This window comes from Pseudonocardia sp. MH-G8 (assembly GCF_002262885.1).
Classification (GTDB): Bacteria; Actinomycetota; Actinomycetes; order Mycobacteriales; family Pseudonocardiaceae; genus Pseudonocardia.
The window spans coordinates 60325-79744 of the sequence record NZ_NKYF01000021.1 but is presented as its reverse complement, the minus strand read 5'-3'; the positions used below and the strand labels follow the sequence as shown (position 1 = coordinate 79744).

Annotated in this window: 18 protein-coding genes; 8 read left to right on the top strand and 10 right to left on the bottom strand. The window is 71.8% G+C overall.

What is annotated here, in order from left to right:
• Position 1 precedes the first annotated feature (1 nt).
• Genes CFP66_RS33295 through CFP66_RS33285 form a run of 3 tightly spaced genes read left to right on the top strand, consistent with a single transcriptional unit; the run spans position 2 to position 2896 of the window.
• Positions 2 to 1039: an ABC transporter permease gene (locus CFP66_RS33295; protein WP_094929229.1), complete on the top strand. Its 1038-nt coding sequence runs from the start codon at positions 2 to 4 to the stop codon at positions 1037 to 1039.
• Positions 1036 to 2058 (top strand): substrate-binding domain-containing protein, encoded by a 1023-nt coding sequence (locus CFP66_RS33290; RefSeq protein ID WP_094929226.1) that lies wholly within the window; start codon positions 1036 to 1038, stop codon positions 2056 to 2058. Before CFP66_RS33295 ends, CFP66_RS33290 begins: the two co-directional genes overlap by 4 nt.
• 22 nt (positions 2059 to 2080) lie before the next feature.
• A complete protein-coding gene (locus CFP66_RS33285) occupies positions 2081 to 2896 on the top strand; it encodes an SDR family oxidoreductase (RefSeq protein WP_094929224.1) in 816 nt (271 codons plus the stop codon).
• 16 nt (positions 2897 to 2912) lie between these two features.
• On the opposite strand, the gene CFP66_RS33280 is transcribed toward CFP66_RS33285, so the two are convergent.
• On the bottom strand, positions 2913 to 3821 hold the full coding sequence (locus CFP66_RS33280; protein ID WP_158228305.1) for a LysR family transcriptional regulator: 909 nt from the start codon (positions 3819 to 3821) through the stop codon (positions 2913 to 2915).
• A 78-nt stretch (positions 3822 to 3899) separates the two neighbouring features.
• Here CFP66_RS33280 and CFP66_RS33275 point away from each other — a divergent pair, with 78 nt between their 5' ends.
• The 5 genes from CFP66_RS33275 (at position 3900) to CFP66_RS33255 (ending at position 9527) form a co-directional block, all read left to right on the top strand.
• Entirely contained in the window at positions 3900 to 4844 is a 945-nt protein-coding gene (locus CFP66_RS33275; RefSeq protein ID WP_094929215.1) for a dihydrodipicolinate synthase family protein, read from the top strand.
• The gene (locus CFP66_RS33270) at positions 4831 to 6573 is read left to right on the top strand and encodes an NADH:flavin oxidoreductase (RefSeq protein WP_094929212.1); all 1743 of its coding nucleotides are present in this window, start codon (positions 4831 to 4833) and stop codon (positions 6571 to 6573) included. The genes CFP66_RS33275 and CFP66_RS33270 overlap by 14 nt, the downstream gene beginning before the upstream one ends.
• 65 nt (positions 6574 to 6638) lie before the next feature.
• Complete coding sequence (locus tag CFP66_RS33265; protein WP_198961831.1) at positions 6639 to 7406, top strand: SDR family NAD(P)-dependent oxidoreductase; 768 nt, start codon at positions 6639 to 6641, stop codon at positions 7404 to 7406.
• On the top strand, positions 7403 to 8716 hold the full coding sequence (locus tag CFP66_RS33260) for an MFS transporter (protein WP_198961830.1): 1314 nt from the start codon (positions 7403 to 7405) through the stop codon (positions 8714 to 8716). The genes CFP66_RS33265 and CFP66_RS33260 overlap by 4 nt, the downstream gene beginning before the upstream one ends.
• Positions 8717 to 8756: 40 nt before the next feature.
• Positions 8757 to 9527 carry a sugar phosphate isomerase/epimerase gene (locus CFP66_RS33255; RefSeq protein ID WP_158228304.1) on the top strand — a complete coding sequence of 257 codons (771 nt, stop codon included), beginning with the start codon at positions 8757 to 8759 and terminating at the stop codon, positions 9525 to 9527.
• A gap of 48 nt (positions 9528 to 9575) precedes the next feature.
• Here CFP66_RS33255 and CFP66_RS33250 read toward each other — a convergent pair whose 3' ends face one another.
• From CFP66_RS33250 to CFP66_RS33210, 9 genes are read right to left on the bottom strand one after another with little or no spacing between them, the layout of a single operon-like run.
• Entirely contained in the window at positions 9576 to 11222 is a 1647-nt protein-coding gene (locus CFP66_RS33250; RefSeq protein ID WP_094929377.1) for an AMP-binding protein, read from the bottom strand.
• Between the two features lie 19 nt (positions 11223 to 11241).
• A complete protein-coding gene (locus CFP66_RS33245) occupies positions 11242 to 12444 on the bottom strand; it encodes an ABC transporter substrate-binding protein (RefSeq protein ID WP_094929207.1) in 1203 nt (400 codons plus the stop codon).
• On the bottom strand, positions 12441 to 13652 hold the full coding sequence (locus CFP66_RS33240; protein ID WP_094929206.1) for a CaiB/BaiF CoA-transferase family protein: 1212 nt from the start codon (positions 13650 to 13652) through the stop codon (positions 12441 to 12443). The genes CFP66_RS33245 and CFP66_RS33240 overlap by 4 nt, the downstream gene beginning before the upstream one ends.
• A complete protein-coding gene (locus CFP66_RS33235) occupies positions 13649 to 14809 on the bottom strand; it encodes an acyl-CoA dehydrogenase family protein (RefSeq protein WP_094929205.1) in 1161 nt (386 codons plus the stop codon). Before CFP66_RS33235 ends, CFP66_RS33240 begins: the two co-directional genes overlap by 4 nt.
• Positions 14810 to 14850: 41 nt before the next feature.
• Positions 14851 to 15990: a CaiB/BaiF CoA-transferase family protein gene (locus tag CFP66_RS33230; protein ID WP_233159932.1), complete on the bottom strand. Its 1140-nt coding sequence runs from the start codon at positions 15988 to 15990 to the stop codon at positions 14851 to 14853.
• Positions 15987 to 16760, bottom strand: a complete 774-nt coding sequence (locus CFP66_RS33225) for an ABC transporter ATP-binding protein (RefSeq protein WP_094929204.1) — start codon at positions 16758 to 16760, stop codon at positions 15987 to 15989. Before CFP66_RS33225 ends, CFP66_RS33230 begins: the two co-directional genes overlap by 4 nt.
• Positions 16757 to 17536, bottom strand: coding sequence for an ABC transporter ATP-binding protein (locus tag CFP66_RS33220; protein ID WP_094929203.1), 780 nt, complete (start codon positions 17534 to 17536; stop codon positions 16757 to 16759). The genes CFP66_RS33225 and CFP66_RS33220 overlap by 4 nt, the downstream gene beginning before the upstream one ends.
• The gene (locus tag CFP66_RS33215; protein ID WP_094929202.1) at positions 17533 to 18552 is read right to left on the bottom strand and encodes a branched-chain amino acid ABC transporter permease; all 1020 of its coding nucleotides are present in this window, start codon (positions 18550 to 18552) and stop codon (positions 17533 to 17535) included. The genes CFP66_RS33220 and CFP66_RS33215 overlap by 4 nt, the downstream gene beginning before the upstream one ends.
• Positions 18549 to 19403 (bottom strand): branched-chain amino acid ABC transporter permease, encoded by an 855-nt coding sequence (locus CFP66_RS33210; RefSeq protein WP_094929201.1) that lies wholly within the window; start codon positions 19401 to 19403, stop codon positions 18549 to 18551. The genes CFP66_RS33215 and CFP66_RS33210 overlap by 4 nt, the downstream gene beginning before the upstream one ends.
• Between the last annotated feature and the right edge of the window lie 17 nt (positions 19404 to 19420).

Genomic DNA, 19420 nt, shown 5'->3' with positions numbered 1-19420 from the left:
CATGAGTACGGCTGCGCTGATCGATGAGGACGGCGCCGCGCCGGGCCCCGGCCGCCGGCCCCGCTCCGGGTCGCTCACCCGGATGGCCCCGCGCATCGGCCTGCTGGTCCTGCTCGTGGTGCTGCTCGGCCTGCTGGTGCCCGACTTCCTCAGCGTCGGGAACCTGCTCAACGTCCTGCAGCAGGTCTCCATCATCGGCGTCGTCAGCGTCGGGATGGTGTTCGTCGTGCTCACCGGCGGCATCGACCTGTCGGTCGGCTCGATCCTCGCCACGTCCGGCGTCGTGTTCGGCCTCGCCGTGCTCGGCGACGTCCCGCCGCCGCTCGCGCTGCTGCTGGCCGTACTGGTCGGCGGGCTCTTCGGACTGGTCAACGGCGTCGGCGTCACGGTGCTCGGCATCCAGCCGTTCGTGATGACGCTGGCGACGCTGGCGATCGGCGGCGGCCTGGCCCTCACGGTCTCCGGCGGTTCCGGGGTGGTGTTCACCCGCGAGGACGCCCTGGTCGACTTCTTCGGCAGCGGCGGGATCGGGGCCGTCCCCGGGCAGTTCATCGTGTTCGCCGCCACCGCTCTGCTCGGCTGGCTCACGCTCACCTACCTGCCCTTCGGCCGCTACATCTACGCCGTGGGCGGCAGCCGGGAAGCCGCGCGACTGTCCGGAATCCGGGTCAACCGCGTCCTACTGGCCGTCTACGTCATCGCCGGGTCGTGCGCCGGGCTCGCCGGGATGATGACCGCATCGCTCGTGCAGTCCGGTGAGCCGACCGCGGGCGGTCTGACGAACCTGCAGGCGATCGCCGCCGTGGTGATCGGCGGGATCAGCCTGTTCGGCGGGCGCGGCCACCTGCTGGGCGCCGTCGTCGGTGCCTTCGTGCTGGCGGTGATCGCCAACGTGCTCGTCCTGCTCGGGATCTCGCCCTACCAGGCCCAGATCGTGCAGGGCGTCGTGATCATCGCGGCGGTCCTGGTCGCCTCCGGCGAGATCCGGACCGCGGTCCGCAGGCTGCTGCGCCGTTCGACGGCCGGGGCGCCGCGGTGAGGGCGCGGCGCGCACTGGTCGGTCTGCTCGCCGCGGCGTCGCTGACCAGCGCATGCGCGGCGCGGGAACCGCAGGTCGGGGTGTCGGCCGCCGACCCGCTGGGCATGTTCTGCGGGGAGCAGTGCCGCACCGCGCTGGCGTCGGAGACCCCACCGGAGCAGGTGAGCTGCCAGGTGGCGTTCCTCAACCCGGCCACGTCGTTCCCGTACGGGGCGGCGCAGGCGCTCGCGGCGCAGCGCGTGGCGACCGCGTACCCGGGGATGCAGTTCTCCGTGCTGAACGCCGAGGGCAGCGTCACCACCCAGACCTCGCAGCTCGACACCGTGGTGAACGCCGGCGCCGATGTCGTGGTCCTCGACGCCGTCGTCGCGGACGCCCTCGCCCCGGCGGCGCGGCGGGCCACGGAGCGCGGCGCCGAGGTGATCGCCGTCGACCGCGCGGTGAACGCCCCGGTCCTCTCCACGATCAAGGCCCCGGACGTCGAGCTGGGCGACCGGGTCGCCGAGCACGCCGCCGAGCAGCTCGGCGGCCGCGGCCGGGTGGCGATCCTGAGCGGGACCCCCGGCGCGTCGCCGACGATCGACCGGACCACCGGGATCACCCGCACCCTGGCTCGGTACCCGGGAATCGAGATCGTCGACGACGTCAACGGCAACTACGACATCACCCAGGGCTACCAGGCCACCCGCAACCTGCTCTCCAAGTACGCGAACGGCGAGCTGGACTGGATCATCTCGCACGCCGACATCATGTCCCTCGGCGCGATCCAGGCGATCGAGGCCGCGCACCGCGAGGGCACCGTCCGGATCTCGGGGATCGACGGCCAGCAACAGGGGATCGAACGGGTCGCCGACGGCAGCTACGAGGCCACCGTGGTCTACCCGGTCGCCGTCTCCGCGGGGGTGGTCGCCGCGGCCAAGGCCTGTTCCGGCGAGCCGCTGCCCGAACGGATCCCGCTGGACTACCCGCTGGTCACCCGGGCCGACGTCCACCAGTACCTGGGCACCACATATGGATGACACCACCCGGAAGGAGATGAGCATGGGACGGTTCGACGGCAAGGTCGTGTTCGTGACGGGCGCGGCCCGCGGGCAGGGCCGCAGCCACGCGCTGCGGCTGGCCGAGGAGGGCGCCGACCTCGCCCTGGTCGACATCGGGTCGGCGGGCACCGTCGACAACCCCGCCTACCCCGTCTCGAGCGCGGCCGACCTCGAGGCCACGCGCAAGGAGGTCGAGGCGATGGGCCGGCGCGCCCTCGCGTTCGAGGTCGACGTCCGCGACCACGCCGGGCTGCAGGCGGCCGCCGACGAGACCGCCGCCACCCTCGGCGGCATCGACCACGTGATCGCCAACGCCGGCATCAGCGACGGCTTCCTGCCGGTGTGGGACCTGCCGGTCGAGAACTGGCAGACGATGATCGACATCAACCTCAGCGGCGTCTTCTACACCTGCAAGGCCACTGTGCCCCACCTCCGCCGTCGTGGCGCCGGTTCCGCGCTCGTCCTCGTCGGGTCGATCGCGTCGGTCAAGTTCTACGGCTGGCTGAGCCACTACACGGCCGCCAAGGCCGGCGTGCGGGCACTCGCCGGCGCATTGGCCAAGGAGCTGGGTCCCGAGGGCATCCGCTGCAACAGCCTGCACCCCGCGGCCATCGACACCACGATGACCGACGCGATGGTGCAGCTCGGCGGGGTGGCCAAGGAGCAGCTGCTCCAGCAGTTCCGCGACTCCCAGCTGATCCCGCACAACATCGAGATGAAGGACTCGACCGCGGCCGCGCTCTGGCTGCTGTCCGACGAGGCCCGCTTCGTGACCGGCCTCGAGCTGCTCGTCGACGCGGGTGAGAGCAAGAAGTAGCGAGGACCGGGCCAGGTCAGGGGCCGACCTCGGCCATCGCCGCCGGCGGGTGGTCCTGCACCGACCGGGCCGCCACCGCGACGAAGTCCGCGATCAGCGGGTGACCGCCGACGGTCTTCCACGCCAGCGAGATCGGGACCGGCGGCGCGTCGGAGACGGTCCGGTAGGCGATCTGCGGATGGCGGTAGACGCGGCCGGTGGCGGCCGGGGTGAGGCCGAACCCGCGCCCGGTCGCGATGGCCTCGAGCCACTCCTCGATGTTCTGCACGCGGACGAACCGCCTGGGCCGCAAACCCGGCCGCCACAGGTCGGGGTGCGTGGTCCCGGCGAGCACGTTGACCACGACGGGATGCTCCCGCAGGTCGTCCAGGGTGAGCACGTCCCTGCTGGTGAGCGGGTGTTGGACCGGTAGCGCGGCGATCCGGGGCTCCTCGCAGAGCAGCAGCGTGGCCCACGACGGGTCCCGGGCCCCGCCCACCATGAACGCGACGTGGCACTTGCCCTCGGCCAGGCTCGCGCCGGCGTCGTCGTAGCGCCGCAGATCGACCGTGACCTCGGCGTGCTCGGCCTCGAACGCGCGCACGACCGGGCTGGTGATCTCCGCGGTGGCCCCCGACGTGAAGCCGACGCGCAGAACGGAGGTGGCCCGGCGAGCCGAGTCGACGGCCTCGTCGAGGACGGCGAGCACGCGGTGGGCGTGCACCAGGAACCGGGCACCGGCCGCGGTCAGCGCCACCGAGTGCCGGTCACGGGTGAGTAGCCGGGTGCCCAGCGCCTGCTCGAGCGCCACGACGGCCCGGCTGAGCGTGGGCTGGGTCAGGAGCAGCCGCTGCGCCGCCCTGGTGAAGCTCCGCTCCTCGGCCACCACGATGAACGCCCGCAGGAGCCGGAGCTCGATGCCGTGCGAACCACGCTGTTCAGTCATCGCCGTTATGCATAGCACGTATGAGGCCTCCTCGAACGGCATTGGCAGGGGTGACGAGCACGTTCGTAACCTCCCGCCATGCCAGACGAGCTCACCCGCTTCCGCGGGGTCATCCCGGCGCATCTGCTGCCCTTCACCGCGGACCTGCAGATCGACGAGGCCAATCTCCGCAAGCACCTGCGGTGGCTGGTGGAGACCGACGGCCTCGGCGGGATCACGACCACCGCACACGCCTCCGAGGTCGCGACCCTGACCGCCGACGAGCAGCGCCGCGTCCTCGCCATCGTGCTCGAGGAGGTGGACGGGAAGGTGCCGGTGATCGCGGGCGTCTACCAGGACGGCACCGCGGAGGCCGCACGGATCGCTGCCCGGCACGAGGAGGACGGGGCCGACGGCCTGCTCGTCTTCCCGTCCAACGTGTTCAGCGACGGCGGCCACCTGCGCACCGAGATGGCGACGGGGCACTACGCCGAGATCGCGGCCGCCACCCGGCTGCCCATGATCGCCTTCATCTACCCGACGACGTCCCCGCTGCGCATCCAGCTCGACGGGATCCTCGAACTCTGCACCACGATCGACAACGTCGTCGCGATCAAGGAATGGTCGAACGACATCGTCGTCTACGAACGCACCTGGCGGGCGCTCAAGGCGCTCGGCAAGGAGATCACCGTGCTGTCGAGCTTCAGCCGGTCGCTGTTCGCATCGCTCTGCGTCGGCGCGGACGGCATCCTCTCCGGGCACGGCAGCGTGGTGGCGGACCTGCACGTGCAGCTGTGGAACGCCGTCGAGGCGAACGACCTCGACGGAGCCCGCGCGGTCTGGGACCGCATCTGGCCGCTCGCGGAGGCCTGCTACCGCGACCCGTTCCTGGACGGGCACAACCGCATGAAGTTCGCCCTCGAGCACCTCGGGCGCATCGACGAGGCGTTCGTGCGGCCTCCGCTGCGGCCGCTCGGCGCCGAGGAGCGCGTGCAGCTCGCGAAGGCGTTCGACCAGTCGGGGCTCGGCGATGCAACCCGCTGACCTGATGTTCCGCCCGATCCGGATCGGGACCGTGGAGATCCCGAACCGGATCGTGCTGCCCTCGATGACCACCCGGTACGCCACGCGAGAGGGGTTCGCGACCGACGAGACCGTCGGCTACTACCGGGCGAGGGCCCGCGGTGGCGTCGGCCTGGTCACGGTCGAGATGGCGGCGCCGGAGGTCGCCGGCCGGCACAGGTTCCACGAGCTCGGCATCTACGACGACAAGTTCCTTCCCGGCCTGACTCGCATCGTCGAGGCGATTCACGCGGAGGGGGCGCGCGCGTCGATCCAGCTCGGTCACGGCGGCAGCCGGGCCCGTCGGGCGGTGTCGGGGACCCAGCCCGTGTCCGCGTCCTCGATGCCCGTCCCGGTCTTCGAGATCGAGCACGAGATCGCGCGCCCGGAAGCGATGACGGAGAACCGCATCGACGAAGCCGTCCGCGCCTTCGTCGAGGCGGCGCAGCGCGCCCGCGCCGCCGGGTTCGACGTCGTCGAGCTGCACGCCTCCCACGGCTACCTCATCTCCCAGTTCCTGTGTCCGGCGGAGAACGACCGCACCGACGCCTACGGGGGCTCGCTGGAGAACCGGGCCCGGTTCGGCCTGCGCATCCTGACCGCTGTCAAGGCTGCGGTGCCGGACCTCCCGGTGATCTTCCGCATCACCGTGGACGACCTCTTCCCCGAGGGCCTGCCCTTCGCCGAGGGCCTGCAGGTCGCGATCTGGGCGGCGGAGGCTAGTGCCGACGCCATCAGCGTCACCGCAGGCCACTACCGCTCGGTGCCGGGCGCGGAACGGATGATCCCGCCGATGGCGTATCCGGACGGGGCGTTCCTCGACTTCGCCGCCGCGGTGAAGAAGGAGGTGCACGTCCCGGTCATCGGCGTGGGACGGCTCGGGAACCCCGCGGTGGCGACCGCTGCACTGGCCGAGGAGAAGCTCGACCTGGTCGCGATCGGCCGCCCGCTGATCGCCGACGCGAGCTGGCCGGCCAAGGTCCGGGCCGGTCGCCCGGTGCGTCGCTGCCTGGCGTGCAACCACTGCGTCAACAACATGCGCGGCGGCAACGTGCTCAGCTGCGTGGTGAACCCGCTGACCGGGCACGAGAACGACTTCCGGGAGGAGTCCGGCCCGCGCGGCAGGCGGATCCTCGTGATCGGCGCCGGCCCGGCCGGCCTGTCGTACGCGGCACTGGTCGCGGGGCAGAACGAGGTCACGGTCGTCGAGAGCGAGGGCCGGGCCGGCGGCGCGTTCCGCTGGACCGGGAAGGCGCCGCTCTTCAACGACGTCGAGGCCGCGGACGGCACCTTCGACGCCTACATCGGCGAGCTGGAGAGCGAGTGCCGCCGGCTGGGCGTCGACTTCCGGTTCGGCACCCGGCTCACCCGCGACTCACCCCTGCTGGCCGACGCCGACACCGTCGTGCTGGCGACGGGCGCGCGCTACCGCGGGCGCACCGGGCCGGTGGTGCGGGCGGTCCTGCGCTCCGGCCGTCTCAAGTCCGCGACCGGCCGGAAGGTCTTCGCCGACCCGAGGCTGCGCGACCTGTTCTACTACCGCGCCCGCGCCGCAACGGGAGCATCCGTGCGGCGCGAACTGGGACTGGCGACCGACGACCGGCGCGAGGTGATCGTGATCGGGGACGCCGCCGCGCCGGGCAAGGCGCGCGAGGCCATCGGCAGCGCCTTCGCCGCCGCACTGGACACCAAGGTCGAGTTCCGCCGCTAGCTCCGCGCGGCCGAGTGCGGCCGCACTCGATCAAGCGCGTGAGAAAATTATCAAAGGAGATGCACGTGAGCTCGTTGCTCAAGGGGAAGACCGCGATCGTCACCGGCGCCGGCCGGGGGATCGGCGCAGCGATCGCCACCGCGTTCGCCCGGGAGGGCGCGACAGTCGCCGTGCTCGACATCGACGGCGACTCCGCGCGCAGCACGGCGGAGCGGATCGGCGGGTACGGGTTCTCGGCCGACCTCACCGACCCGGCCGCCGTCGAGAGCGCGGTCGAGGACGCCGTGTCGGCGCTCGGCGGGCTCGATGCCTTCGTCAACAACGCGGGGGTCTGCAGCACGGGGAGCCTGCTCACCGACGGCGTGGAGGTGTGGGACCGGCAGTTCGCGGTGAACGCGCGGGCCGCTTACCTGTGCTGCACCGCGGCGGCGCGCCGGATGGTGGCCGCCGACGCCGGCGGCTCGATCGCCGTGGTGACGTCCAACTGTGCCCACGCGCCGCGCATGGACCTCGGCGCCTACTGCGCCTCGAAGGCCGCCTCGGAGATGATGGCCGAGTGCCTCGCGCTCGAGCTGGCGGGACGGCAGATCAGGGTCAACACCGTCAACCCCGGCTCCTGTGAGACCGAGATGCAGCGGCGGCAGTGGGCCGAGCTGGGCGTGGGCCCGGAGCGCCAGATCAACGGCGACCCGAGCACGTTCCGGACCGGCATCCCGCTCGGCAGGCTGGCGCAGCCGGAGGACATCGCCGACGTGGCGGTCATGCTCGCGTCGGACCGCACCCGGTTCGTCACCGGCCAGAACTGGACCGTCGACGGCGGACAGACGCTGTGAAGCCCGCGGCGGGCACCCGGTCCGGGGACGGCACGGAGCCGGACGCGGACCAGAAGATCAACAAGCGGTACGTCGTCGCGCTCGGCGGCGGGATGGCGGTCGAGTGGTTCGACTTCAGCGTCTATGGGCTCGTCGCGGCGCTGCTGGCACCCCATTTCTTCCCCGGTGACGACCCGGTCGCCTCGACCCTGTCCGCGCTGGCGGTGTTTGCAGTCGGGTTCGTCGCCCGCCCGCTCGCGGCGGTCTTCTTCGGTCCGCTGGCGGACCGCATCGGGCACAAGAAGGTGCTCCTGGCGTCGATCACTGCGATGGCGGCGAGCACGCTGATGATGGGCCTGCTGCCCACGTACGACCAGATCGGCGTGTGGGCCGGAGTGGCGCTGGTGGCGGCCCGGCTCATCCAGGGCCTGTCCACCGGCATCGAGCAGGCCGTGGGGAACGCGGCCGCACTGGAGCTGGCCGGCCCGCGCAACCGCGGGAGGTTCGCCACCACCGTCTCCGGATCCATCCTGCAGGCAGGGATTTTGCTGGCCGCGCTCGTCTGCTTCCTGGTCAGCGCGGTCCTCGGCGGCGAGGCGATGGCGGACTGGGGCTGGCGCGTCCCGTTCATCATCGGCGGGCTCGCCGGGCTGGTGATCTTCTACCTCCGCCGGTCCCTCCCGGAGACCGGCGCGAACGCCAAGGCCGAAGCTGCACCGAGGAGCTCCGCCGATGTCTGGAGCGAGCTGTGGCGCCACCGCCTTGGCCTGCTCGCCGTCGTCTTCGTGGTGGCGGGCACGCAGGTGGCCAACTACGCGTGGACCGTCGGGATGCCCAACATGGCCCGCTCCGTCTTCGGCGAGGACCCCACCCAGGTGTTCGCGGTGATGACGGGCCTTGGCTGCGTCATGGTGGCGGTCGGGCCGCTCGCGGGCAGCCTGTGCGACCGCTACACGAACTCGAAGATCTTCACGCTGTTCCGGCTCGGCCTGGTCCCGACGCTGTTCATGGTGCTGCTCTACCAGCAGCCCGGCATTTGGACCTTTGCCGTGGTGGTGCTGGTCGGCGGGATCCTGGTGTCGTTGAACCAGGTGCTGTTCAACTACATCATCTCCACCCTGATGCCCGACAGCTGCCGCACCACGGGCGTCGCGATCGGGTACGGGCTCGCGATGACCGTCTTCGGCGGCACCGCGTCCTACGTGCTCGTGTGGCTCCAGCAGCAGGGCGCGTTCTGGGTGTTCCCCGTGTACGGGGCGGCCCTCTGCATCGTGAGCGTGGTGCTGTACGACGCGGCACGGCGCCGGGGCCACGTCCACATCGGACAGTGAGGGGCGCTCGATGGAGCTCTCGCGGTGCAGTCTGAACTCGATGACCGTGCCCCGGCTGGACTTCGAGCAGCTGGTCGAGGTCGCGGCGCGGGCCGGTATCCCGGCCATCGCGCCGTGGCGGGAGGTCACCCGCGCCTACGGGATCCGGCGCGCTCGGGACCTGGTGGAGCGGGCCGGCCTGGCGGTCACGAGCCTGTGCCGGGCCGGCATGTTCACCAGCGAGACGGCGGCGGGTCGGCAGGAGGCAGTCGACGACTGCCGGCTGGCGATCGACGAGGCGCACGAGCTCGGGGCCCCGGTCCTGCCCCTGGTGTGCGGGCCCGTGGTCGACAAGGACCCCCGCGGTTCGCGGGCGATGATCCGCGACGGGATCGAGCGGATCATCGAGCACGCCGCGCAGGCATCGGTCGTGCTGGGGATCGAGCCCCTGCACCCGATGCTCGCCGGCGACCGGTCGATCATCACCTCGCTCGGTGAGGCGAACGGGATCTGCGGGAGCATCGACCACCCGAACCTGGGGGTGGTGATCGACGCCTACAACGTCTGGTTCGACCCCGATCTCGACGACGAGATGATGCGTTCGCCCTGCGTCGGACTCCAGCTCGCGGACTGGGTGGTGCCGATCCGCAACCACACGGCCGCGCGGGGCATGCCCGGCGACGGGTGCATCGACCTGAGCGGGTTCGTGCACCGCGCCAAGGAGAACGGCTATCTCGGCCCGATCGAGGTCGAGGTGATCAGCGAACGCTGGGCGGCCGAGGATCCCGAGCGCGTGGTGCAGCTCGTCGCCGAGCGCTTCACCGCGCTGTGACCGCCCGGGCGGCCCGGCGACCTCGGGGTCCCGGGCCGGCCGGGCTCCTCACGTCGCAGGCTCCCCCGCCATCCCGTCGATGCCGCTCCGCGCGTCCTCGACGAGGGCGCGGACCGAGATCCCGGCGGCGTACCGGTCCCATGCCCGCGCGACGCCGTCGGCGCGCAGGGCGGCCTTCTGCACCTTCTGGGTCGGCGTGCGGGGCAGCGCGTCTCGGAACTCCACGTACCGCGGAACCATGTGGTGCGCCAGCCGCGAGGCAAGGTGCGCAAGCAGCACCTCAGGGGCCACCGCCGGCTCCCCGCAGACGACGGTGAGCTTGATGTCGTCGTCCGCCTCGAACTCCGACTGGACACCCACCGCCGCGCAGTCGACCACGCCCGGGTGTGTCAGCGCCGCCGCTTCGATCTCCTCGGCGGACACGTTCTCGGCCCGCCGCCGGATCCGCTCGCTGGCCCGATCGACGAAGTAGACGTACCCGTCCGCGTCGATCCGGCCGCGGTCGCCGGTGTGGAACCAGGAGTTGCGCCAGGCTCGGACCGTCGCGGCGGGCTGGTTCAGGTAGCCCTGCATGCCCGTCCACGGCAACCGCGGACGGACGACGAACTCACCGACCTGGCCAGGAGGCAACTGCTCGTCGGTGTCCGGGTCCACCACCGCCATCTCGAAGAGGTCCTGCCGGATCCGACCGCACGAGCCCACCCGCAGCGGTTCGTCGTACGGGCGCCAGCACGGCACGTTGATCTCGGTCATCCCGTACACCTCGATCCCCCGGACCGCGAACCGCGCCTCGAACGCCTCCGCGATCCGGGCTGGGAACGGCGACGCCTGCACCCTCGTCAGCGGGTTGTCGGCGTCGTCGGCCCGCGCCGGCAGGCGGTGGACCATCTCGAGCATCGGGCCGTGCGCGACCGTCACCGTGGCGCCGAAATCCCGGATCCGCTCCAGCCAGGTGTCCGCGGAGAACCTCACGTCCAGGGCCACGGAGCCGCCGGCGATCATGCTGGCGAAGATCGCCATGAACTTGCCGGCCATGTGATGCAGGGGGTGGTAGCAGTAGTACACGTCCCGGCCGGTCATGCGCAGGCCCTCGACCGCGGTGCGGGCCAGCACGTGCGCCTGGCCGTGCGGCATGATCACGCCCTTCGGCGGGCCGCTGGTACCCGAGGTGTAGATGATCGACGCCGGATGTGAGGCGGCCACGGTCGGCAGGGCCGCCGGGGGCTGACCGGCCACGAGCCGCGCGAACTCCACGACCCGCAGCCCGGCCGGTCGCGGCAGCGGCGCTCCCCCGTCCCCCATGACCACCACGGTGCGCAGCGCCGGCAGCTGCCCGGACACCTCGAGGAGCCGGGGGAGGAACTCCTCGTCGATCAGGACGACCCGGGCGTCGCAGTCGGCGAGCAGGTGCTGCAGTGCCGTGCCACGCGCCCCGGGGTGCAGGGGAACCTCGACAGCCCCGGCCAGGTTGATGCCCAGCCAGGCGTGCACGGTGTCGATCGAGTTGGGCGCGAGCACGACGACGTTCTCGGCCGGCTCGACCCCGAGCTCGATCAGCGCCCCGGCGATGGTCCGGGCGCGCTGGAACGTCTGCGCGTAGGTGGTCCGACCTCCTCCCACCATGCGCAGGAACACCTCGTCCCCCGAATCCCGCGCCCGTGCCTCGAGGACGGCCGGCACGGTCCACTCGCGCATGTCGGGCACGCGCCCTCCCCTAGCGCTCATCGACGGTGACGAACGCCCCGTCACGCACCACGACCTCGACGATCGCGGCCGCGTCCAGGGCGTCGTGGTCGTCCGGACCGAAGCAGAGCTGCCCCTCGGTGTACGGAGCATCCATGCAGACCCGTTCCAGAGCGTCGCGGATCTCCTGGCCGCCGACCATCTCCGGCGATTGCTCGATCGCTTCGACGATCGCGACGACGGCGGTCGCCGCCAGCGCCTCGCCGAAGCCTTCCAGTCGCAGGCCACGCTCGGCGAACAGCGCTCCGAGCCGCGCCAGGCGCTCCCCCGGGTCGTACGGGTTCGCGACGGCCATCACGTGCAGGCCGTCGGCCGACGACCCGGCGGCATCGACGAACGCGCGCGTGCCGATCCCGTTCCCCACCCACTGCTCAGCCTCCAGCCCGACCTGCTGGGCGGCGTGCGTGAACGCGGCACCCAGCTTCGCGCTCGACAGCTGGAGCAGGACGGCGTCCGGCGCGGCGTTGCGCAGCTGGGTGGCCTGGGAGGCGACGTCGGTGACGGTGAGCGGTGCGCTCGCCTCGCCCGCGATGGTGACGGTTGGCTGCGCGAGCACGTTGCGGACGTAGTCGGCGGTGTCCTTCCCGTAGGCGTCCTGCTGGAAGAACAGTCCCAGGCGGGAGTGGGCACTGGCGGCGCCGTCGAACATGGCCTTGGTCGTCTCGAGGTCGCTGACCTGGGAGCGGAACACCCACGGGAAGAACGAGTTCGCCGGGTCTGTGACCTGGATCGTCCCGTTCGGCGCCAGCATCGGGATCTTGTTGCGCTCGGCGACCGGGGCGGCCGCGAGGGTGCAGGAACCAGTGGTTCCGCCGATGATCGCGACGACCTGCTCGCGCCGGATCAAATCCGATGCGCCGCGCGCGCACCGGGTCGTGTTGCCCGCGGTGTCATACACCGAGAGCTCGAGCTGCCGGCCGCGGACGCCGCCTTCTCTGTTGATCTCGTCGGCGAGGATCTGGGCCCCGTCCCGCTCGGGTACACCGAACGACGCGGCGGGCCCGGAGAGCTCGAGCAGCAGGCCGATCCGCAGTGGGCCCTCGGCGCTGGCCGAGCCCGGCCCGACGCCGGTCCCGCAGCCGGTGAGGCCGATCGCGGCGATCAGAGCAGCCACGAGTGCAGGGACGAGTGCGGGGGTCGGGCCGAACCGCCGGCCAGGGACGTTCGGCCTCATGACCCGTCCTCGTCCCCGGCGTCGCCGAGGACACCCGCCGCGGCGAGCCGGTCGATCTCGTCGGCGGCGAACTCGAACCGCCGCAGGACCGGCCGTGTGTGCTCCCCCAGCCTGCTCACCCCGTGCCGGACGGTCGCGGGGGAACGGGACAGCGTCACGGGGTGGGCGATCGTGCGCGCGGGCGGTTGCTGCGAGACGGGCACGGTGAGCACCGTCTCGTTGTGCCGCACCTGCGTGTGCTCGAGCGCCTCGGCCAGCGTGAGGGCCGGCGCGCAGAGCACGTCCACCGAGCTGAGCCGCTCCACGCAGTCCGCCGTGGGCCGCTTGCCGAACTCGGGCTCCAGGATCGCGTTCAGCTCCTGCTTGCCTGCCGCCATCGCCTCCGGCGTGGGATACGCCGCGCCGGCCGAGTCGTCGATCTCGAGAACCCGGCAGATGCGCGTGAACACGTCGTCCCGGTAGAACCCGAGCACCGTGATCCAGCCGTCGGCCGTGGCGAAGACGGCGTTCGGGAACCAGTCGGCCACCCAGTTGGTTTCAACGCCGTACATCAACTGCGACGTGGCTTCCAGCGTCTGCATCCCCATCGCGACGTCCAGCAGCGATATGCTGACCTTCTGGCCCTGTCCGGAGCGTTGCCGCTCCATCAGTGCCAGCAAGATCCCCTGCGCCAACGACATCCCGCTCGCGTAGTCCACGAACGGGGTCGGGCACAGGTGCGGCCGGCCTCCCGGCCCTCCCGAGTGCACCGCGATGCCACTGAGCGACTGGGCCACCATGTCCTGCCCGCCCGTCCTGGCGAGCGGGCCGGTCTCCCCGAAACCGGACGCAGCCGCGTAGACCAGGCCCGGGTGGATCTCGCGCAGCTCCTCGTAGCCGAGGCCGAGGCGTTCCATGACTCCCGGCCGGAAGTTGTGGATGAGGACGTCGACCCGGGGAACGATCCGGTGCAGGACGCCGCGCGCGGCCGGGTGCTTCAGGTCAAGGCAGATGCACCGCTTGTTCCTGTTGAGCGCAGCGAAGTAGCTGCTCACGAGGCCGTTCGCGGTGGCGTGCCGGTCCTGCCCGCGGATGGCGTCGCCCCGACCAGGGCGCTCCACCTTGATCACGTCCGCACCGAAGTCGGCGAGTGCCTGTGCGGCCAGCGGGGCCTGCATGACCTCGCTGATCTCCAGCACGGTGATGCCGTCGAGCGCGGCCACGGTCATTCGCCCCCGGCCCGCGCGTAGAGCGACTTCGCGATGAGCAACCGCTGGATCTGGTTGGTGCCCTCGTAGATCTGCGTGATCTTGGCGTCGCGCATCATGCGCTCCACCGGGAAGTCGCTCAGGTAGCCGTATCCGCCGTGCAGCTGCACCGCGTCGGTGGTGACGGCCATCGCCGTGTCCGTGCACAACAGCTTCGCCATGGCCGCCTCCGCCCGCGCGTGCGCACCGCCGCGCATGATCGTCCGGACCGTGTGGTAGAGCAGCGCCCGCGACGACTCCACCCGGACCGCCATGTCCGCGACCATGCCGCGCACCAGCTGGAAGCGGGACACCTTCTGGCCGAACGCGTCGCGCTCGGCGGTGTACCGGATCGACTCGTCGAGGGCACCCTGCGCGATGCCGAGGGCCTGGGCGGCGATGATGGGGCGGCTGTAGACGAGCGAGCCCATGATGTAGTCGTAGCCCTGGCCCGGGTCCCCCACCACGCGCCAGCCCGGGATCCGGCAACTCTCCAGCAGCACGTCGGCGGTCGGGCTCCCCCGGTGGCCCATCTTCTTCTCCGGCCGTCCGAAGGAGACACCCGGGTCGTCCCGGTGGACCATGAACACCGCGTACCCCTTATCCCCCGTCCTGGCCAGTACCGCGTACCAGTCCGACCAACCGGCGTTGGTGATGAAGCACTTGCGGCCGTCGAGCATCCAGCCGTCGCCGTCCGGCTGACCCCGCGTGCTCAGGCTGGCAAGGTCCGAACCCGAATGCGGTTCCGTGAGGCTGAAGGACACCCCGCTGACGCCGGACGCGGCGCCCGGAACGATCTCTTGGAGCAGCTCCGGCGCGCCGTGCGCGAGGGCGGCGTGCAGGCCCACCCAGGACCCGAGGAGCGTGAGCGCCGAGGTGGAACAGACGCGAGCGGTCTCCTCGATGCAGACCACCTGCGCCATCAGGTCGGCCCCCTGGCCGCCGTACTCCTCCGGGAAGGGCAGCCCCGTCAGGCTGGCCGAACGCATCGCGTCCCAGGACGCCTGCGGGAACATCCCGGTGGCGTCGGTCTCCGCGGCGTGCGGGGCGATCTTTTCCACGGCGATCTCGCGGACCTGCGCGCGGAACTCCGCAAGCTCGTCGTCTTCGGTTGCCAGTGCTGTGGTGTGCGAGTTCATGGGGCTCCTCTTCGAAGCTCAGGAGGGGGTGGCGGGGGCACTCAGATGGGGGGCCAGGTCAGCCCCTGTACGGCTCGGGGTCCGTCCGGCAGGGCCGCAGCGATATGCTCGGCGTCCAGCCCGAGCTCGCCCAGCACCGCCTCGGTCTGGTCCGCCGGCTCGGCCGGCGCCGCCACCCCGGGCGTCCGCGACAGCAGCGGTACCGGCGGCCCTTCCGGGAACGCGAGCGCGCCGTGCCGAGCGCGGATCTGCGGGTGGCCGTGCACCTCGTCCGGCGCCAGCACCGCCGTCACGCAGGCGTCGGTGCCCTCGAAGTGTTCGGCCCACTCGTCCCGCGTCCGTTCCAGGAACTTCTGGCTCAGCACCTTCTCGATCTGCGGCCAGGCGGACGGCGACATGTGCTGCGGGCAGTCGCCGAGGCCGAGCCCGTCCCACAGCGCGCGGAAGAATGCGTCCTCCAACGCTCCCACCGCGACGTACCGGCCGTCGGCGCACTTGTAGCAGCGGTAGAAGGGCGCCTCGCCACCGAGCAGGCCGCGCCCCCGGTCCGGCAGGGTCGGCTGCCCCCACACGGAGTAGTGCTGGACCATCATCGCGACGACGCCGTCGACCATCGCGGCGTCGACGTGCTGGCCCCGTCCGGAGCGTTCCCGCTCCAGCAGCGCCGAGACGATCCCGAACGCCGCCAGCATCCCGCCACCCCCGTAGTCGGCGAGCAGGTTGAGCGGGGGCAACGGCGGTCCGTCGACCGGCCCCACCGCCCCCAGCAGGCCGGACAGCGCCAGGTAGTTGATGTCGTGACCAGCGGTCGTCGCCAGCGGGCCGTCCTGCCCGTAGCCGGTGAGCGAGCAGTACACCAGGCGCGGGTTCACGGCGGACAGCTCCGCGTATCCGGCACCGAGCCGATCGGCCACCCCCGGGCGGAAGCCTTCGAGCAGGACGTCCGCCTCGGACACCAGCCGGTGCAGCGCGGCCCGACCGCCGTCCCGCTTCAGATCGAGGCTGATGAACCTCTTGCCCCGGCAGAGCGCGGTCAGCGGCAGCCCCGACCGGCCGCCGCCCACGACGATCACCTCTGCGCCGAGGTCGGCCAGCATCATGGAGCACAACGGGCCGGGGGCCAGCCGACTCATATCGATCACCCGGATGCCGTGCAGGGCGCCGGCGGGCGGTGGTGTCACGATCGCTCCCCGTCCTTCGAGAGGTAGGCGGCGGCGATCACGTCGCGCCGCAGTTCGTCGCGGGTCCCCTCGGCGACCAGCTCGCCTCCGACGATCACCACGAACCGGTCGGCCATCGCGGCCGCGAACGCGTGGTTCTGCTCGGCGATCAGCAGTCCGATGCCGCGCCCACGGAGCAGTGCGAACAGCCGGGTGAGGTCACGCAAGATCGTGGGGGCGAGCCCCTGGGACGGTTCGTCCAGCGCGAGCACCTTCGGCCGCCCCGCCAGCGCCATCCCGATGGCGAGCATCTGTTGCTCGCCTCCGCTCAACGCGGAGGCGGGTTGCGACAACCGGGACCGCAGGCCGGGGAACAGGTCCAGGACCTCGGCGTAGACCGTGTCGCGCTCGTTCCGCGGGGCCAGTCGCGCACCGAGGAGGAGGTTCTCCCGCACCGTGAGCGAGCCGAAGCAGTTCCCCCGCCCCTCCGGGACGAGGGCCAGACCCGCGGCAGCACGCCGGTGAGCGGGCAGCGCCTCGATCCGGTGACCACCGACCCGGATGCCCCCGGCACCGCGCACCTGGCCGCCGAGCGCGCCCAGCAGGCTGCTCTTCCCGGCGCCGTTGGGGCCGAGCACGGTGACGACCTCGCGTTCCGCGACGGTGAGGCTGATGTTCCGGCAGACCTCGATCCGCCCGTACCGCGCGGACACGCCCTCGCACGTCAGCGCCGGTTCGATCGTGGCGCTGGCAGCGCGGGTGCGCGCGGCGCTCTCGTCAGCGGTCGTCATGTCGTCTCCTGTGCGCTGTCCTCGTCGGTCACGCCCAGGTAGACGTCGACCACCCGCGGGTCCTCGGCGACGAGGCCGGGCGCGCCCTCGGCCAGAACCGCGCCGCGCTCCAGCACCACCACGTGCTCGCTCACGTCCTGGACGAGGACGAAGTTGTGCTCGACGAGCAGCACGCCGACTCCCTCCCCGGCCACCCGGCGGATCTCGCTGACCAGCAGCTGCTGCTCATCGGTGGTCAGGCCGGCCGCCGGTTCGTCCAGCAGCAGGTACTTCGGACGCATCGCCATCGCCCGGGCCACGTCGACGATCCGGACGAGCCCCATCGGCAGCTCCGAGAGCCGGTGGCCGGCGTGACCCTCGAGACCGAACCGCTCCAGCAGCTCGTCCACCTCGGTAACGAGACGGCGTTCCTCCCGCTGCACCCGCGGCGTCCGGATCAGCGCGGCCAGCAGCCCGGACCGGGTCGAGGGCAGGAACCCGCACAGCACGGTCTCCCGCACCGTCGCCTCCGCGTCGACGCGGGGAGTTTGGAAGGTGCGGGCGAGGCCGAGGCGGGCACGCCCGTCGGCGGCCACCCGGGTGACGTCGCGCCCGTCCACAAGCACGCTGCCCGCGGTCGGAGAGACGAACCCCGAGATCGTGTTGAACAGCGTGGTCTTCCCGGAACCGTTGGGGCCGATCACCGCGCAGACCCGGCCGCGGTCGACCGCCAGGTCGACATCTTTCAGCGCGGTGATCCCGCCGAACTGCACGGTGGCACTCCTGACGTCGATCATCCGCCGGCCCCCTTCCTGGTCGGCGCAGCGACCAGTGGCCGCGCTCCCTCCCGCACCGGGGCGAGTGGGCCCTGCTCCCCGCGCCCGTTGCGGCGACGGGAGCGAAGCGGCCACCCCATCCCCAGCAGGCCCTTCGGCAGGACGAGGAGGGCGAGGATGAGGACGGCGCCGTAGAACAGGCCCTTGGCCTCCTCAGCCGGGAGGAACTGGTCGGCGACGGTGAGCAGTGCTGCGCCCACCACCGGCCCCAGCACCGTTGCGGCCCCGCCGATCACCGCCATGAGCAGCACCGAGATGGACAGGTTGGTGTCCAGCGACTCGGGCCCGACGTAGGTGATGTAGTGGGCGTACAGCCAGCCCGCGAGGCCGGTGACGGCGGCGGACAGGGCGAACAGGGAGCCCAGCGTGTGCGGCACGTTCACCCCGTCCGCGGCGGCCCGGATCCGGTCGTGCCGGATCGTGCGCAGGGCCCGCCCTCGTGCCGACGCCCGCAGGTTCGAGTACAGCGCGACCACGACGACGACGCAGGCCCAGCCGAGGTAGTGGAACGAGACGAAGGTGGGCGCGATCGAGACCTCCGGTGCCCCGGACAGCCCGATATAGCCCCCGGTGAGGTCGCCGCCCTGCCGGACCGCCGTGTAGAAGATCTCCCCGAACGCGAACGTCGCGATGGAGAGCGAGAGCGCCGCGAGCCGGGTGACCACGCGGGCGAGCGGGTAGGCGACGGCGGCCGGCACCACGATGGCCAGCAGCAGACCCAGGTACGGCGAGAGGTCCCACTTGATGGTGACGATGCTGGTGGCGTAGGCGCCCATCGCCGCGAAGGCGGCCTGGGCGATCGACAGGATCCCGGCCTGCCCCCAGCTCAGGCCGACCGACAGTGCGATCAGGGCGTAGATCGCGATGGTTACCGAGGTGTCGGTCGCCACGGCGGACAGAGGCACGACGGTGCTCGCCAGCGCCACGGCGACCAGCAGGACCAGCGCCGGTCGCTGCCGGTGGAGCAGGTCGGTCATGGCCGCACCTCCGCCGCGGACAGCCGGCCGAGGCGCCCGGAGGCGAGCATGACCAGGATGAACAGCAGCGGGATCGCCGCGGACCATCCACCCGAGATGTAGCCACCGGCGAGTGCCTCCACGACTCCGATCGCGATCCCGCCGGCGAACGCCCGCATCGGACGCATCCCGAAGACCAGCGCCGAGCCGATGGCCAGCAGGCCGAGCTGCAGCACGCTCGTGTAGTCCATGCCGGTCGTGTAGAGGACGAGGACGCCGGCCGCCGCCGCCATCAGGCCCCCGGAGACGAAGGTGAGGAACTGGACCCGGCGCACCGGAATTCCGGCGAGCCCAGCACCCACCGCGTTGACCGCGCTCGCGCGCATCGCGCGTCCCAGCGACGTCCGGTACAGCAGCAGGAGCAGCCCGACGAGCATGCCGACCGCCAACCCCAGGTTGATCGCGCCCTGCGGGCTCACCCGGATCGTCCCGACCTGCCAGAACTCCGTGAACACACGCGCGACGAACGGGTCGGAGCCCATGCTCCACAGCACTACCGAGGCGAGCGCGATGCTGAACCCGAACGTCGCGAGGACCACCGTGACCGGGTCCGGCGCACCGGCGCGGGCAAGGATCACGAAGAGCGTGCCGACGGTCGCGGCGGCGAGCACGCCGGCGCCGAGTCCGACAAGCACACCGGTGACGCCGCCGACGACGGAGGCCAGCGCGCCGGAGAGCACGGCGTACCCGCCGACGGCGAGGTCCACCGTGTCGGTGGTTGTGTAGACCAGCGTGAGCGGAATGGCCAACAGGCCGTAGGTCACCCCGACCAGGACCCCGTGAATGAGGAATTCGACGAATGTCGACACCATTGTCTCCTTCTCCGGCC